At 71.6% G+C, this 16003-nt stretch carries 15 protein-coding genes; 7 read left to right on the forward strand and 8 right to left on the reverse strand.

From position 1 onward, the window contains the following. Positions 1 to 6: 6 nt before the first annotated feature. Both ABZZ20_RS18580 and ABZZ20_RS18585 read left to right on the forward strand, forming a co-directional pair. Positions 7 to 1020 carry a glucosyl-3-phosphoglycerate synthase gene (locus ABZZ20_RS18580; protein ID WP_356870918.1) on the forward strand — a complete coding sequence of 338 codons (1014 nt, stop codon included), beginning with the start codon at positions 7 to 9 and terminating at the stop codon, positions 1018 to 1020. Positions 1021 to 1187: 167 nt separating this feature from the next. After that, entirely contained in the window at positions 1188 to 2639 is a 1452-nt protein-coding gene (locus tag ABZZ20_RS18585) for a trehalose-6-phosphate synthase (RefSeq protein ID WP_356870714.1), read from the forward strand. 79 nt (positions 2640 to 2718) lie between these two features. On the opposite strand, the gene otsB is transcribed toward ABZZ20_RS18585, so the two are convergent. From otsB to ABZZ20_RS18600, 3 genes are all read right to left on the reverse strand, one after another. Next, positions 2719 to 3567 carry a trehalose-phosphatase gene (otsB, locus tag ABZZ20_RS18590; protein WP_356870715.1) on the reverse strand — a complete coding sequence of 283 codons (849 nt, stop codon included), beginning with the start codon at positions 3565 to 3567 and terminating at the stop codon, positions 2719 to 2721. Between the two features lie 54 nt (positions 3568 to 3621). Beyond that, positions 3622 to 3858 carry a DUF3263 domain-containing protein gene (locus tag ABZZ20_RS18595; RefSeq protein WP_356870716.1) on the reverse strand — a complete coding sequence of 79 codons (237 nt, stop codon included), beginning with the start codon at positions 3856 to 3858 and terminating at the stop codon, positions 3622 to 3624. An 80-nt stretch (positions 3859 to 3938) separates the two neighbouring features. Then, positions 3939 to 5240 (reverse strand): extracellular solute-binding protein, encoded by a 1302-nt coding sequence (locus ABZZ20_RS18600; RefSeq protein WP_356870718.1) that lies wholly within the window; start codon positions 5238 to 5240, stop codon positions 3939 to 3941. 199 nt (positions 5241 to 5439) lie between these two features. Here ABZZ20_RS18600 and ABZZ20_RS18605 point away from each other — a divergent pair, with 199 nt between their 5' ends. The 3 genes from ABZZ20_RS18605 to ABZZ20_RS18615 all read left to right on the forward strand — a co-directional run bounded on the left by ABZZ20_RS18605 (position 5440) and on the right by ABZZ20_RS18615 (position 8594). Further along, positions 5440 to 6396, forward strand: coding sequence for an ROK family protein (locus ABZZ20_RS18605; protein ID WP_356870920.1), 957 nt, complete (start codon positions 5440 to 5442; stop codon positions 6394 to 6396). Beyond that, positions 6396 to 7583 (forward strand): N-acetylglucosamine-6-phosphate deacetylase, encoded by a 1188-nt coding sequence (nagA, locus tag ABZZ20_RS18610; protein ID WP_356870720.1) that lies wholly within the window; start codon positions 6396 to 6398, stop codon positions 7581 to 7583. The genes ABZZ20_RS18605 and nagA overlap by 1 nt, the downstream gene beginning before the upstream one ends. A gap of 93 nt (positions 7584 to 7676) precedes the next feature. Further along, a complete protein-coding gene (locus ABZZ20_RS18615) occupies positions 7677 to 8594 on the forward strand; it encodes a 1-phosphofructokinase family hexose kinase (RefSeq protein WP_356870722.1) in 918 nt (305 codons plus the stop codon). Between the two features lie 16 nt (positions 8595 to 8610). Here the strand turns inward: ABZZ20_RS18615 and ABZZ20_RS18620 are convergent, their stop codons facing one another. After that, positions 8611 to 9615 carry a carbohydrate-binding protein gene (locus tag ABZZ20_RS18620; RefSeq protein ID WP_356870724.1) on the reverse strand — a complete coding sequence of 335 codons (1005 nt, stop codon included), beginning with the start codon at positions 9613 to 9615 and terminating at the stop codon, positions 8611 to 8613. 68 nt (positions 9616 to 9683) lie between these two features. Continuing rightward, entirely contained in the window at positions 9684 to 11381 is a 1698-nt protein-coding gene (gene cdgB / locus ABZZ20_RS18625; RefSeq protein WP_356870726.1) for a diguanylate cyclase CdgB, read from the reverse strand. 326 nt (positions 11382 to 11707) lie between these two features. Between cdgB and ABZZ20_RS18630 the strand changes: the two genes are divergently transcribed. Further along, entirely contained in the window at positions 11708 to 12253 is a 546-nt protein-coding gene (locus tag ABZZ20_RS18630) for a flavin reductase family protein (RefSeq protein WP_356870922.1), read from the forward strand. 13 nt (positions 12254 to 12266) lie between these two features. On the opposite strand, the gene arfB is transcribed toward ABZZ20_RS18630, so the two are convergent. Then, positions 12267 to 12692: an alternative ribosome rescue aminoacyl-tRNA hydrolase ArfB gene (gene arfB, locus ABZZ20_RS18635; RefSeq protein ID WP_356870728.1), complete on the reverse strand. Its 426-nt coding sequence runs from the start codon at positions 12690 to 12692 to the stop codon at positions 12267 to 12269. 254 nt (positions 12693 to 12946) lie between these two features. On the opposite strand from arfB, the gene ABZZ20_RS18640 reads away from it, so the two are divergent. Then, a complete protein-coding gene (locus ABZZ20_RS18640) occupies positions 12947 to 13522 on the forward strand; it encodes a TerD family protein (RefSeq protein WP_356870730.1) in 576 nt (191 codons plus the stop codon). Between the two features lie 185 nt (positions 13523 to 13707). Here the strand turns inward: ABZZ20_RS18640 and ABZZ20_RS18645 are convergent, their stop codons facing one another. Together ABZZ20_RS18645 and ABZZ20_RS18650 are read right to left on the reverse strand one after the other, a co-directional pair. Then, on the reverse strand, positions 13708 to 15129 hold the full coding sequence (locus tag ABZZ20_RS18645; RefSeq protein ID WP_356870732.1) for a M1 family metallopeptidase: 1422 nt from the start codon (positions 15127 to 15129) through the stop codon (positions 13708 to 13710). Between the two features lie 124 nt (positions 15130 to 15253). Beyond that, complete coding sequence (locus ABZZ20_RS18650; protein ID WP_356870734.1) at positions 15254 to 15826, reverse strand: heme-binding protein; 573 nt, start codon at positions 15824 to 15826, stop codon at positions 15254 to 15256. Positions 15827 to 16003: the final 177 nt, after the last annotated feature.

A 16003-nucleotide genomic window follows, 5' to 3' on the forward strand; every position in this document is an offset into this window, starting at 1 on the left:
CTGAACGTGCTGGAAGAGGTGGAGCGCTGGTTCGCGGAACGCTCCTGGTCCGCGGCCGACCGACCGCTCGACCAGCTGCTTTCCGCGAAACGTGCGGCAGGCACCACGGTCTCCGTCGTGCTGCCCGCACTCGACGAGGAGGAGACGGTCGGCGCCATCGTCGAAGTGATCCGGCGCGATCTGATCGAGGGGCTGCCGGTCCCGCTGGTCGACGAACTAGTGGTGGTCGACTCCGGCTCCACCGACCGGACGGCCGAGGTGGCCGCAAAGGCCGGAGCCCGCGTCGTGCACCGCGACGAGATCCTGCCGCGGATCCCGGCCCTGCCCGGCAAGGGCGAGGTGCTGTGGCGCTCGCTGCTGGAGACCACCGCAGACATCGTCTGCTTCATCGACGCGGACCTGCGTGACTTCTCCTCCGTCTTCGTGTCCGGGATCGTCGGCCCGCTGCTGACCGACCCGGACCTGCAGTTCGTCAAGGCGATGTACGACCGTCCGCTCGGCGCGGAATTCGACGGGCCCCCCGCCGGGAGCCCGGGCCGGCCCCCCGGCCAGGGCGGCAGGGTCACCGAGCTCGTCGCCCGCCCGCTCCTCAATCTCCACTGGCCGCAACTGGCCGGTTTCGTGCAGCCGCTGGGCGGCGAGTACGCCGTGCGCCGCTCGCTGCTGGAACGCCTGCCCTTCCCCGTCGGGTACGGCGTCGAGCTCGGCCTGCTGGTCGACGCGCTGCACACCGTCGGACTGGACGCGCTGGCCCAGGTGGACGTCGGCGTACGGCTCCACCGCCACCAGGACGGCCAGGCACTGGGCCGGATGGCCGCAGCGATCTACCGGACGGCGCAGCTGCGGCTCTCGCGCGGGCACTCCCCCAGCTACCGCCGGGGGTACCCCCACGTACGGCCGGAGCTGACGCAGTTCGAGCGCGGGCGGGACGGGTTCGTGTACCGGACGTACCCCGTGGACACGGAGGAGCGACCGCCGATGGTCGAGATCGAGGAGTACGCGGGGCGCCGCGTGGCGTGACGGCCGCCCGGTCGGCCTTGTCGCCCGGCCGGGTCCGACGGCGGCACCTCCCGGCGGCACTTCCCGGCGGAACCTCACGAACCGGACGGGTGGCCGGGGGAAGTGGCCGGGAGGAGGTGGCCGGGGTAGGACGTTTGAGCGGAAGCGGGCCGGGCTAGGTTCGCGGCATGGCTTCCCAGGTACTCGTTGCAGCGAACCGCGGCCCGCTCTCCTACGCCCTCGACGCCGACGGCGCCCTCACCGCCCGGCGCGGCGGGGGCGGTCTCGTCTCCGGACTCTCCGCCGCTCTGGCACAGCAGCCGGAGGCGCTGTGGATCTGCGCGGCGCTCTCGGACGCGGACCGGGAGGCGGTGCGCCGGGGCGTCGCCGAGCCTGGCGTCCGCATGCTGGACATCGATCCCACGACGTACGACGACGCGTACAACGGCATCGCGAACTCGGTGCTCTGGTTCACGCACCACCACCTGTACGACATCCCGCGCGAGCCGGTCTTCGACGCCCGGTTCCGTCAGCAATGGAAGTCCTACGTCGCCTACAACCACGCCTTCGCGGTGGCCCTGGCCGAGGAAGCGGCCGAGGGCGCGGCGGTGCTGGTGCAGGACTACCACCTGGCACTGGTCCCCGGTGAGCTGCGGGAACTGCGCCCGGACCTGAAGATCAGCCACTTCACGCACACCCCGTGGGCGTCACACGAGTTCCTGGACATGCTCCCCACCGACATCCGGTCCCAGCTGATGTGGGGGATGCTCGGGGCGGACGTCGTGGGCTTCCACACCTGGGCGTGGGCGAACAGCTTCATGGCCTGTGCCCGTATGGACGACCAGCGGGGCGTGGCCCAGCCGCTCTCCCCGTCGGACACGGGTGAGCAGTTCATCGAGAAGGTCCCGGCGGGCCCGGTGCACCACCGGCGCACGGACGTGTCGGTGTACCCGCTGGGCGTGGACGGGGACGAGCTGCGGGCCCTGGCGCACCGGCCGGAGGTGAACGACCGGTTGGCGGTGCTGCGGGCGGAGGTCGGGGACCGCAAGTCGATCGTCCGGGTGGACCGGACCGAGCTGTCGAAGAACATCATGCGCGGGCTGCTGGCCTACCGGGAACTGCTCACCACGCATCCCGAGTGGCGCGAGCGGGTGGTCCACCTGGCCTCGGCCTACCCCTCCCGGCAGGACCTGGCGGTGTACCGGTCGTACACGGAGGCGGTGTCCGAACTGGCGGAGGAGATCAACGCGGAGTTCGGCACGCAGGACTGGCAGCCGGTGCTGGTGTCGGTGAAGGACGACTTCGCGCGCTCCCTGGCGGCGTACCGGCTGGCGGACGTGGCCCTAGTGAACCCGGTGCGGGACGGGATGAACCTGGTGGCGAAGGAGATCCCGGTGGTCTCCGACGCGGGCTGCGCGCTGGTGCTCTCGACGGGTGCGGGCGCGTACGAGGAACTGCGCGAGGACGCGTTGACGGTGAGCCCGTACGACGTGACGCAGACGGCGGAGGCCCTGCACGTGGCCCTGTCCATGCCGGCGAACGAGCGGAGCGAGCGCACGAAGCGGCTGGCCGCGGCGGCCACGGCCCTCCCGCCGACGCAGTGGTTCACGGCCCAGCTCGCGGCCCTCGCCGAGGCGTGACCGCCGCTGCCACCGCCGCCGAGCGGAGACGGCTCCGGCCGCGGACCGGACCCGGCCCCGGCCCCCGTGCGGTGGCGCGTCAGCCGCGGATCGCCCCGGCGAGGTCCGCCAGGAAGGCGACGACCTCGCCCGGGCCGGACAGGACGAGATCGGCGCGGGAGGCGAGTTCGGGAACCTCCGCGGAGCCGCTGCACACCAGGAGGCCCGGAAGGCCGTCCGTGCGCAGTTTCTCGACGGCCGCGTAGGCGGCGAGGTCTCCGAGGTCGTCCCCGGCGTACAGGACGGCCTCGGCGCCCGTCTCCGCCAGGTACTCGGTCAGGGCGACGCCCTTGTCCGTGCCCGGGGGCCGCAGCTCCAGGACGGCCCGCCCCGGCTCCACCATCAGCCCGTGGCGCGCCGCCAGCTCGCCCAGCGGCTCGCGCAGCGCGGCGAAGGCCGCTTCCGGGTCCTCGGCGCGCCGGGTGTGGACGGCCAGCGCCCGGCCCTTCTCCTCGATCCACGTGCCGCGCCAGGCGCCGATGGAGTCCAGGAACCCGGGCAGTTCGGCCCGTACGGCGGCGACCCCCGGGTGCTCGGCCGGCGCGGTCACGATGCCGCTCACGGCGTCCCACCGTTCGGCTCCGTAGTGGCCAAGGACCACCAGGTGTTCCAGACCGGGGACCCCGGCGAAGCCCCCGTAGCGGACCGCGACGCCCGCGGGCCGGCCGGTGATGACGGCGATCGAGGCGACTTGCGGAGCCAGGGCGGCCAGCGCTCCGACGGCCGCCGGGTGGGCCCGCGCCTGGTCCGGGTCCGGGACGATCTCGGCGAGGGTGCCGTCGAAGTCGAGGGCGACCACGCTGCGGCCGGGTATGCGCAGGAGGGCTTCGAGTCCCTCCCGTCCAGCGGCTGTGACGGGCATCGGCAGGCTGTGCGGATGGCTCCCCATACGCACGACCCTAACGGCCCTGCCGGACGACGGCTACGGCGCCGACGCCGGCGGTCAGCGCCGGGCCCGCTGTGCCTCGCGGATGCGGCGGAGCCGGTTGACGGTGCCCGGCGCGTGGGCCAGCGCCCGCGGATCGTCCATGAGCGCGTTGAGCAGCTGGTAGTAGCGGACGGGGGTCATCCCCAGCCCTTCCCGTATGGCCCGCTCCTTGGCCCCGGGCCCGGGCCAGGTGCGTCCCTCGTACGAGAGCACCGCGGCCTCGGTAGCCGTCAGCCGCCCGTCGTCCGTCATACGGCCAGATTAACGCCGGGCGCCGACAGCCACCGGGCGCGCACGTCCGCCCGGTGGTCGACCGCCCGGTGGGCGTCCGCTCAGTGGGCGTCCGCCGTGCGCGCCGCCGCCGCGATGTCCTCCAGGACCTTCGCCGGCTGCCCGCCCGGCTGCACGCTCTTGCCGATCTTCTGTTTGACGTCCTCGCTCACCCCGGCCCAGGACTTCTTGCCGACCGGGTACAGCCGCGCGTTCGGCAGGGCCTGGAGGAACGTCTTCAGCTGCGGGGCCGCACCTCCGGTGGCGGACTCCATCGCCCGGTAGCCGCTGGTGGTGACCGGCAGCAGGTCGTACTTGTTGGTGAAGGTCGTCACGTTCTTGGCCTCGTACAGGTAGTCCAGGAACTTCCCGGACTCCGTACGGTGCCCGTTCTTGAACGCCATCACCCAGTCCGCGACGCCCATCGTCGAGTGGTCGGTCCCGTCCGCCGTCGGCATGGCCACCATGCCGAACTTCACGCCCTTCTCCCCCGCCTGCTTCAGCAGCGTGGGGTGGCCGTTGAGCATGCCGACCTCGCCCCGTACGAAGGCGTCGAAGGCGGTCTGACGGTCCGTCTTGGCCGGCTCTGCGGACCCGGTCAGCCCCTGACCGACCATCTTGTCGCGCAGGAACTCGAAGGTCTTGACGTTCTCCGGGGAGTCGATCGCGTACGCCTCTTCGTTGTCGGTGTAGCCGCCACCGCCGGAGAGCATCCACATCATCGTCTCCGCCTGCGCCTCCTCGCGTCCCAGCGGCAGCGCGAAGGGGGTCGGCACGCCCGCGGCCTTGAGCTTCTTCGCGGCGGCCTCCAGGTCGGCCCAGCTCTTCGGCTGCCAGCCGCCCTTGGCGTCCTTCGCGATCACGCCGGCGTCCGCCAGCAGCTTCTCGTTGTAGAAGAGCAGGCGTGTGCTCGCGACGAAGGGCATGCCGTACTGGACCCGCTTGACCTTGCCGGCGTCGGCGAGCGGCGCGAGGAAGTCTGCCTCGGTCTTGACGGAGAGCAGTTCGTCGGCCGTGTACAGCTTGCCGGCCGCCGCGTAGTCGGCGTAGGCGCCGATCTGTGCGACGTCGGGGGCGTGACCGGCCTTCACCATCGCCGCGACCTTGGCGTCGACCTCGGACCAGGAGTAGACGTTGACCTCGACCTTGATGCCGGGGTGGTCCTTCTCGAAGCCGGCGGCGAGGTCCTTCCAGTACGCCGTCGAGGAATTCTGCGGATTGTCCCCGTAGTCGGCCGCCACGACCCGCAGGGTCACCTCGTTGTTCCCGGTGAGGCTTCCCACGCTTCCGCAGCCGGTCAGCGTCACCGCGGTCAGGCACAGTGCGGCGCCGGTCGCGGCCAGGCTCAGGTAACGGCCCTTCACAGTTCTCGATCCACCCCTTGTTGTACGTACGATCCACGTAAGGTCTACACCACTTTGCCGGCTCATCCACATCCGGAAACGCACCGTGTCCGGTTCGTGTCCCGACCGGGATCCCGAATTTGTATGGCAGCTCAACAATCCCCTTCAATGGACTAGACCTTTCCACGCCGAGCACGCGAGACTGTCACCTGTGAAACCCGTGAAACACGTCATCGCCCTCGATGTGGGCGGCACCGGGATGAAGGCCGCCCTCATCGCCCGGGGGAACCACCCAGCGGCAGCCGGGGGTGGCCACCTGCTCCACGAAGCGCGCCGCGCCACCGGCCGCGACCGGGGCCCCGACGCCGTCGTCGAGACGATCCTGGAGTTCGCCGCCGAGCTGTTCGAGATCGGCCGCGAACGCTTCGGCGTGGCCGCCTCCGCGGCCGGCGTCGCCGTCCCCGGCATCGTCGACGCCGAGAACGGGATCGCCGTCTACGCGGCGAACCTCGGCTGGCGCGACGTACCGCTGCGCGAGCTGCTCAGCAGCCGGCTCGGCTCCCTCCCGGTGGCCCTCGGCCACGACGTCCGCACGGGTGGACTCGCCGAAGGCCGCATCGGCGCCGGACAGGGCGCCGACCGCTTCCTGTTCGTCCCCCTCGGCACCGGCATCGCCGGCGCCATCGGCATCGCCGGCCGCATCGAGGCCGGCGCGCACGGGTACGCGGGCGAGATCGGCCACATCGTGGTCCGCCCGGGCGGCCCCGCCTGCGGCTGCGGCCAGTACGGCTGCCTGGAGACCCTCGCCTCCGCATCCGCCGTCAGCCGCGCCTGGGCTTCCGCCTCCGGCGACCCCGGCGCGGACGCCGCGGACTGCGCCAAGGCCGTCGAGTCCGGCGACGAACGCGCCCGAGCGGTCTGGCTGGCCGCGGTCGGCGCCCTCGCCGACGGCCTGGTCACCGCGATCACCCTGCTGGACCCGCGCACGCTGATCATCGGTGGCGGGCTCGCCGAGGCGGGGGAAACCTTGTTCACACCCCTACGGACGGCCGTCGAGGAGCGCGTGACGTTCCAGCGGCTGCCCGACATCGTTCCGGCGGCCCTCGGGGACACCGCCGGATGCCTGGGCGCAGGCCTGCTCGCCTGGGACCTACTCGCCACGGAGGTACCTGCCTGATGTCCGGAAGCGCACACAGCACCGGGGGTACCCCCGGTGGCAGCGGGAGCATTCTCTCCGGCGCCAGGGTGGTACTGCCCACCGGGACCGTGGTGGGCGGGCGCGTCATCGTCGACGGCAACCGCATCGCCGGCAGCGCCGGCGAGGGCGCGCGGATCGTCGACCTGACCGGGCACTGGATCGTCCCCGGCTTCGTGGACATGCACAACCACGGCGGCGGCGGCGCCTCCTTCACCTCCGGCACCGCCGAGGAGGTCCTCAAGGGCGTACGGACCCACCGCGCGCACGGCACCACCACGCTCGTCGCCTCCACCGTCACGGGTGACCTGGACGAACTCGCCCGCCGCGCCGGCCTGCTCGCCGAACTGACCCAGCAGGGCGAGATCGCGGGCATCCACTTCGAAGGGCCGTTCATCAACCCCTGCCGCAAGGGCGCGCACAAGGAGGAACTGCTCCGCGACCCGGATCCGGCCGAGGTCCGCAAGCTGATCGACGCCGCGCACGGCGCCGCCCGCATGTTCACCCTCGCCACCGAGCTACCGGGCGGGCTGGACTCCGTACGGCTGCTGGCCGAGCACGGGGTCATCGCCGCGATCGGCCACACCGACTCCACGTACGACCAGACGCGCCAGGCCATCGACGCGGGCGCCACCGTGGCCACCCACCTCTACAACGCGATGCCCGGCATGGAACACCGCGCCCCCGGCCCGATCGCCGCGCTGCTGGAGGACGAGCGGGTCACCGTCGAGCTGATCAACGACGGCACCCACCTGCACCCGGCGATGCTGGAACTGGCCTTCCACCACGCGGGCGCCCACCGCGTGGCACTGATCACCGACGCCATGGACGCGGCCGGCTTCGGCGACGGGACCTACCACCTCGGACCGCTGGAGGTCGAGGTCAAGGAGGGCGTCGCCCGCCTCGTCGAGGGCGGTTCGATCGCCGGCTCCACGCTCACCCTGGACACCGCCTTCAAGCGGTCGGTGACCATCGACAAGCTGCCCGTCGAGTCCGTGGTCCAGGCGATCTCCGTCAACCCCGCCAAGCTGATGGGACTGTACGACGAGGTCGGGTCGCTGGAGCCGGGCAAGTACGCCGACCTGGTCGTCCTGAACGCCGAGTTCGACGTCGAGGGCGTCATGCGGCGCGGCGAATGGATCGTCAGGCCCGCCGCAGAACAGCGCTGATCGGGGGACCGGCGAAGCGGGCGGCCCGCAGGACTGGGCCGCCCGCACTCCCGTTTGACATGATCCCGGCACACACCGAGACCGGGGCTTGCCATGATCCTGACCGTGACGCTCAACACCGCACTCGACGTCACCCACCACGTACCGAGGCTGATTCCGCACACCTCGCACCAGGTCACCGCCGTGACCGAACGGCCCGGCGGCAAGGGCCTGAACGTCGCCCGCGTGCTGGCCGCCCTCGGCCACGAGGTCACCGCGACCGGCTTCGCGGGCGGGCGCACGGGCACCGTCGTACGCGAACTGCTCGCCGCATCACCGGGGGTGACGGACGCCCTGGTCCCCTGCGCCGGCACCACCCGCCGCACCCTGGCCGTGGTCGACGCGGCCTCCGGTGACACCACGCAGTTCAACGAGCCCGGCCCCCTGATCGGTTCCGCGGAATGGGCCGCCTTCCTCGCCCACTACGAGGCCCTGCTCGCCGGCGCCGGCGCGGTCGCCCTGTGCGGCAGCCTCCCGCCGGGCGTGCCCGTCGGCGCCTACGCCACCCTCGTACGGTCGGCCCGCGCGGCCGGCGTACCCGTACTCCTCGACACCAGTGGCGAGGCCCTGCGCCGCGGGGTGGCCGCCCGCCCCGAGGTGATCAAGCCGAACGTCGCGGAACTCGCCGAACTGACCGGCTCCCGCGAACCGGTACAGGCAACCCGCGACGCCCGCCGCCGGGGCGCGCACTCCGTGGTCGCCTCGCTCGGCCCCGACGGGCTGCTGGCGGCCACCGCCGAGGGCACCTGGCAGGCGACCCCGCCCCGCGCCCTGACCGGCAACCCGACCGGAGCGGGCGACTCCGCCGTTGCGGGGCTGCTCTCGGGCCTCATGGAAGGCCTGGACTGGCCCGACCGGCTGACCCGCGCGGTCGCCCTCTCCGCGGCCACGGTCCGCTCCCCGGTGGCAGGAGAGTTCGACCCCCGCACCTACGAAGAGGTAAGGGGGTCGGTGAAACTGACGGCGTGCTGAGCGGTCCGGGCCGGGATCAGCCCTTTTCGAGCCAGAGCTGGTCGAGGTTGACGTCGCACTGGTTGCCGGCCTCGCACGAGATCTTGATCGTGTTCGTGCCCTGCTTGAGCGTCACGAGCGACCAGGTGTTGGTCCAACCCTTGTCCCACTCGCCCGGCTTGGCCTGACTGAAGTTCTTCATGTTGATCGGCCGGGACTGCTGCTCACCGTTGATGGTCAGCGTGGTGCTGGCGTCCTTGCCCGGCACCCCGTAGACCATCTTCAGCTTGTACTGGCCCGCCTTGGCCACGTCCACGGTCCATGTCGCCGCCGCACCCGGGGCGTTCAGCCCGCCCACGTACTGGCCGCCCGCGCTCTTCGCGCCCGGCACCGTGCCGTCCAGCTTCGCACCGCCGGTCAGGGTCATGCCCGCACCCGAGGCGTCCGCCCTGGGCAGCTCCGCCTCCGGCGACGTCGAGGCGCCGCTCGGCTGGGGCGAGCCGGAGTGCTGCGGGGCCGCCGACTGGTTCTGGCCCGCCTGGTTGTTCTTGCCGTCCTTGTCCTTGCCCTTGTCGCCGAAGGTCAGGGCCGCACCGATGCCGATCGCGACCGCGGCGACCACCGCAACGGCTGCGATGAGCATGCCCTTGCGGCTGGAGCTGCCCCCACCACGGCTGCCCGGCGCGGGCATCGCCGCCGTGTGCTGCTGGAGCGGCGGAGCGCCGTAACCGCCCGCCTGGAGCGCCTCCGGGGCCTGGTACTGCGCCTGGTAGGCCGGGGGCTGCTGGGCCGGAACGTGGCCGCGCTGGCCCCCGTACGTCCGCTCGCCGACCGTACGCACCTGGTTGTACGAGGTACGGGGGACACCGGGCTGCACGCCGGGTTGACCACCGACCGTCGGGCCGGGGTAGCCGTATCCACCGCCCGACGTGGGCGGGGCGGCTCCGGCGGCCTGGCCGTCCGCGTAGAGATAGCCGAACGGGTCGTCGTCCTCGGGCTGGTTCGCCCCACTGTTCGGGCCGTGGTTCGCGGGCGTCGTCATCGCAGGTCACTCCTTTCGACCCACGGGAGCCTACCCCGAACAGGTGCACCCACGGGCGGCCGATCGCCTCAGCCCGCCCGCCGGTGCGCCTTGGAACGGGACCTTTTCTCGATGTACATCCGCTGGTCGGCCGAGCGCAGCACCTCGTCCGCCGACATGCCGCAGCTGGCCCAGCCGATGCCGAAACTCGCGCCCACACGGACCGCGCGGCCGTCCACCCGGATCGGCGGGATGATCGCGTTGCGCAGCCGGACGGCCAGGTCGGCGGCATCGGCCGCACCCAGGCCGTCCGCCAGGACGACGAATTCGTCACCACCCAGCCGGGCGACCGTGTCACCGTCCCTGACGCACGTCGTCAGGCGCCGGGCCACCTCGATCAGGACCGCGTCACCCGTGTGGTGCCCGAACCGGTCGTTGATCGACTTGAAGCCGTCGAGATCGCAGAAGAGCACCGCGAGTCCCTTCGTCCCGTCGTCGATGTCCGTCGCCGGCGCCACGGTGTGCACGTGGTGGTCGTACGGGCCCACCCCCGCCCCGGGGACACCGGGCGCCCCGGGGAACTCGAAGGGCTCCGGGAAGGCGTCGGCATGAAAGCCGTGCTCACCGGCACCACCACCCGCCTCGACGCCGGCGCCCTGCCCCTCGTAGGCCGCGTCGAGCGCCTCCACGGCGGTGGCACGGACCGACTGTGGCCTGCGGCACAGCCGCGCACCGAGGCGGGAGCGCAGTTCGGCGCTGTTGGGCAGACCGGTCAGTGAGTCGTGGCTGGCCCGGTGGGCGAGCTGGAGCTCGTGGCGCTTGCGCTCCTCGATGTCCTCGACGTGCGTGAGCAGGAAGCGCGGCCCGTCGGCGGCGTCCGCGACGACGGAATTGCGCAGCGACACCCAGACGTACGTACCGTCGCGCCGCCCGAGCCGCAGTTCGGCCCGGCCGCCCTCGGCGGAGGTGCGCAGCAGGGTCCCGATGTCCTCGGGATGGACCAGGTCGGAGAAGGAGTACCGGCGCAGCACGGAGGCCGGCCTGCCCAGCAGGCGGCACAGCGCGTCGTTGGTCCGCAGCAGCCGCCCGTGCTGGTCCCCGCCCATCTCGGCGATCGCCATGCCGCTGGGCGCGTACTCGAAGGCCTGCCGGAAGGACTCCTCGCTCGCGCGCAGCGCCTGCTGCTCGCGCTCCAGCCGGACCAGGGCCCGTTGCATGTTCGCGCGCAGCCGTGCGTTGCTGATCGCAATCGCCGCTTGGAAGGCGTACATCTGGAGCGCTTCGCGCCCCCACGCACCGGGGCGGCGCCCGTTGCGTGGCCTGTCCACCGAAATGACACCCAGAAGTTCCCCGCCGGACGCGTACATGGGTGCGTAGAGCCGGTCCTCGGGGTGCCACTCGTCCTCGAAGCGCGGATCGGGGCCGTCCGTGTGCCACTGGGGCACGTCGTCCTCCAGGAGGACCCAGCCCTCGGTGTGCGGGATGAAGCGGAGTCCGTCCCAGTTCTCGCCCATCGTCAGACGGCGTTCCCAGGAGCTGCGGGAGCCCACGCGACCGGTGATGAGGGCCTCAGCGGCGGGGTCGCCGGCGAAGGCTGCGACGACGAGATCTCCGTCAGGGCGTACGAGGTTGACGCAGGCGAGTTCGTAGCCGAGGCCCACGACGATGCCGTCCACGACGGTCTGCAGGGTGTCCGCCAGGCTCCTGGCCGTATTGAGCTCGGCCACCACCTGGTGAAGTTGCCGCAGGGTCGCAAGACGGACGTACGGCTCCGACTCGGTCTCCATTGCTCGCTCTCCCCGAGACCTCGACAGCAACTCCAGGTTTGTCATCGGCGTTTCGTTGCGGTGTCCCGTCCACTGAATCACAGTGAGCTGTGCGGCAGGTACACAGGGTCAACAAATCTTGCCCTCTGTGACTCAAGTCACATGAGATGAATAAAGGTGGTCGATGGAGGCCCTGTCACCTGGGAGCGCTCCCCCGCATTCTCGGCAGCAAACGATACGCCTGGGCCTAGGCCGAGGGGCCGGGACGCGACTCGGACTCGGGCCCGATGTGCGGCGCGGGGGGCGAGACTAGCGTTCCCCACGTGCCGAAGACGACCCCCGTACCCATGCCGACCGCCTCCACCCTTCATCCTGGGGGAGTGAGCAACGACGAGTTCCGTGCCGCGATGTCCCGGCTGGCGGCGGGCGTGTGCCTGATCACCGCACACGAAGCCCCCTTGACGCCGGACGGCCCGAGCGGCGAGGACGTCGGCATGACGGCGACCGCGTTCATGTCCGTGTCGCTCGACCCCCCGCTGGTCCTGGTGAGCCTGCGCGAGGGCTCCCGCATGGACGACCTCCTGGCGGAGCAGCCGCTGTGGGCCGTCTCGGTCCTGGCCGACCACCAACTCCAAGTGGCCGGCCGCTTCGCGATGAAGGGCCGCATCAGCGACCGCCTGCTCTTCGCGGACCTCCCCCACGTCAGGGGCGAGGTCTCGGGAGCCCCTTTGCTGACGGGCGCCCTGGCCACCCTGGAATGCCGTACCGAGAACCGTGTGGAGGCGGGCGACCACACCCTGGTCATCGGCCGGGTCCTCGCCTCGGCCGTGCCGGCCCCCGACTCCTCGCCGCTCACGTACTTCCGCGGCCGATACCGCCACCTGGCGGGCTGAGGGCCCCCGGCGACTACCAGTCCCGGCCGGTGCGGCCCCGCTTGGTCTCGCCCCTGGCCTTCTTCTCCCGCAGGCGGCGTTCGTTGATCCCCCGGGGAATCTTCGTGGCGCGCCGCGCCTTCGGCGGCGGGGCGGTGGCCTCCGCGAGCACGGACGCCATCCGGACCAGCGCCATCTCCCGGTTGCGGAGCTGGGACCGGTGCTCGGAAGCCCGTACGGTCAGCACCCCGTCCACCAGCCGCGACGCGAGCCGCTCCAGCGCCCGCTCCTTCCACACCTCCGGCAGCGCCTTGGTGGCCGCCACGTCGAACAGCAGCTCCACCCGCGAGTCCGAGGTGTTCACGTGCTGTCCACCCGGCCCGGAGGATCGCGAAAACCGCCAGGCGAGCTCCGCCTCGGGGAGCACGACCGAACCACGGATGACATGGGGACCAGGCATGCCCCTATGATCCAGCCCCGCGCAAGGCCCGTCACGCGCATTTTTCGCCGCGGGACCCGGCGCAGGACCTGGTGCGGGACCGGGTGCGGCACCGTGCGGGACCTGGTGCGGGACCCGAATGCTCGATCCGACTGCGCAATCCGGGGGTGAAATCCGGAGGTGGAACCTACCGACCCCCTCCCCGCGTTATGAAGGTCAGCGGTACCTTGGCCACAATCTCGCGGCCAAGCGAAGAGGAAGGGACACCAGTCAAAATGGCAGTAAGCCTGTCCAAGGGCGGCAACGTCTCGCTCACGAAGGAGGCCCCCGGCCTCAGCGCCGTCACGGTCGGCCTCGGCTGGGACGTCCGTACGACGACCGGTGTCGACTTCGACCTGGACGCCTCCGCCATCGCGGTCAACGCCATGGGCAAGGTCGTCTCCGACGGTCACTTCGTCTTCTTCAACAACAAGTCCACCCCGGACCAGACCATCGTCCACACCGGTGACAACCGCACCGGCGAGGGCTCCGGCGACGACGAGTCCATCAACGTCAACCTGGCCGGCCTGTCCGCCGACGTGGACAAGATCGTCTTCCCGGTGTCCATCTACGACGCCGACTCCCGCAGCCAGAACTTCGGCCAGGTCCGCAACGCGTACATCCGCGTCGTGAACCAGGCCGGCGGTGCCGAGATCGCCCGCTACGACCTCTCCGAGGACGCGGCCACCGAGACCGCCATGGTCTTCGGCGAGCTCTACCGCAACGGCGCCGAGTGGAAGTTCCGTGCGGTCGGCCAGGGCTACGCCTCCGGTCTGACCGGCATCGCCCAGGACTTCGGCGTCAACGTCTGAGCCCGGGCATCGGCCTGACCGGCTGACAGCACCATGGCAGAAGCCCCTCCCGGCCGTCCGGCGGACTCCGGAGAGGGGCTTCGCTGCGCTGGGCAGGCGGTCCGGCAGACGGTTCCGCCGGCAACTCGACAGACGGTCCACCATGCGCCCCGTGGACCGCGACCCCGGCGACGGCTCCGCCCCCGTTACGAAGGGCGGTCCTCGCCGTACAACCAGACGTCCCAGACCTTCTTCAGGTCGTGGCCCGTCTTCTGCTCCGCGTACGCGGTGAAATCGGCCGTGCTCGCGTTCCCGTGCCGGTGGTCCGTGGCCCAGCCGCGCAGCAGGGCGAAGAACTTCTCGTCACCGACCTCCTGACGGATCCGCTGCAGGACCATCGCCCCCCGGTAGTACACCGGATCCTCCGAGATGTCCGCGGGCCCGGGCGGCGACGCGGGCGGGAAGGCGTCCCAGTCCTCGCCGGCGTCGGCGTCCACCGCGGTGTCACCCGCGAGGAAGGCGTCGAAGGACTGCTGCGCAGTGGTCCCACCGTGGTCCTCGGACCACAGCCACTCCGCATACGTCGCGAAACCCTCGTTGAGCCACATGTCCTTCCAGGACTTCGGCGACACCGAGTTGCCGAACCACTGGTGGACCACCTCGTGCAGGACGAGCTCCTCGTCGGGCGCGCCCGAGAAGACGGGCTTGGTCTGCGTCTCCAGCGCGTACGCGAGAGAGCCGGTCGGTAGCACGATCGCGCCGGCGGTACCGAAGGGGTAGGGGCCGAACCGGCCGGTCCCCCACTCCACGATCTCCGGCAGCTTCGCCAGCCCCGGAGCACTGGCGGCCGCCTCCCCGGGCGCCACCGCCTCGTACACGGCGACACCCGACCCGGTCCGCCCGGTCGTCACCTTGAACTTTCCGACGGCGGCGGTGGCCAGGTAGCTCGCCATCGGCTCCGGACTGTGCCAGACGAACTCCGTCCGCCCGTCGGCCGTGTCCGCACGGGATCGCAACTCGCCGTTCGAAACGGCCTCGTAGCCCCGGGGAACGCTCAGCGTGATGTCGTACGTGGCCTTGTCACTGGGATGGTGGTTCCCCGGGAACCACGCCATCGACCCGATCGGCTCGCCGACCCCCACGGCGCCGTCCGCGGTGGTGATCCAGCCCTCCTTGGAACGGTCCGGATCGGTGATCGGTTTCGGCTTCCCGCCGTAGTCGATCTCCGTACGGAAGACCTCGCCCTTCTTGAGGTCCTCGGCCGGACGCACCGTCAACTCCCGCCCGCTGCGGTTGTACCGGGCGCCGCTCCCCTGCACCGTGACCCCCTCGACGTCGAGGCCACTGAGGTCGAGGTTGAAGGAGCTGAGCCCCTGCTCGGCGCGGGCGGTGATGACGGCCGTGGCGTTCAACTGCCCGTCGCCGGGGTCGTAGTCGAGGTCCAGCGCGTAGTGCTCGACCTGGTAGCCGCCGTTCCCGGCCTTGGGGAAGTACGGGTCGCGCAGCCCGGACGCACCCGGCCGCCCCTGCACCGTGCCGGCCGTACACGCCGTGGTGAGGGCGAGCAGGGCGACAGCGGCAGAGGCGGCGAGGCGGGAGCGGGAGCGGGAGCGGGCGCGGAGTTCCACGCGTTCGATCCTACGGGGGACCCGTTGCGACACCTCGGGTCAAATCCCGCGGTGGCCGAATCCCGAGGGCCGCTCCGCGAGGACGCTCACAGGAGCACCGCGGAGCACCGCGGAGCACCGCGGGCTACTTTTCGAGGGCGTCGACGCCGGCCTTGGCGTACTTCTCGTCCAGGTCGCCGCTCGGGGCGCCCGCCACGCCGATGCCCGCGACCGGGGCGCCCTTGGACTGCACGGGAGTGCCGCCACCGAGGAAGAGGGTGCCCGGGATGTCCTTCAGGTTCGGGGTCTGGGCGAGGCGGCTTACGAGCACCGACGTCGGAGCGTTCCAGGAGACGGCCGTGAAGGCCTTGCGCTGCGCCGACTCGTAGGACTGCGGACCCGCACCGTCGCCACGCAGGGTGACGATGGTGTTGCCGTTCCGGTCCACGACGGCGACCGTCACCCTCTGGTTCTCCTTCTGCGCGGCTTCGAGCGCGGCCTGCGCGGCGCGGGTGGCGGCGTCGACGGTGAGGTGGGTCGTGGTGGTGAAGTTCTTGTCGCTCGCCCCGCCGTCCTTCCCGGCGACGGCGACGGCCGGCGCGGACCCGGGCTGCGCGGACCCGGGCTGCGCGGCGCTGGCGCTGACCGCGCCGAAGGTCCCGGCGCCGAGCGCGACGGCGAGGGCGGTACCGGTGAGAACGCGGGTGCGGGTGTTCATGTCTGCTACTCCTGAGTGCGTCGGCTCGTTCTACTGCTTCCAGCCTGGGGCCGCACCCGAGGCCCACCCGTCCCCGTACCGGCTCGCATCGGCTGCCGCACCGGTTGACCCGCGGGTCAACCGATCGGTCGATGCGGACCGGGTACCGCTACGGATTGGCTGGTCGGCGCCATCACC

Source organism: Streptomyces sp. NPDC006430 (assembly GCF_040612395.1).
Classification (GTDB): Bacteria; Actinomycetota; Actinomycetes; order Streptomycetales; family Streptomycetaceae; genus Streptomyces.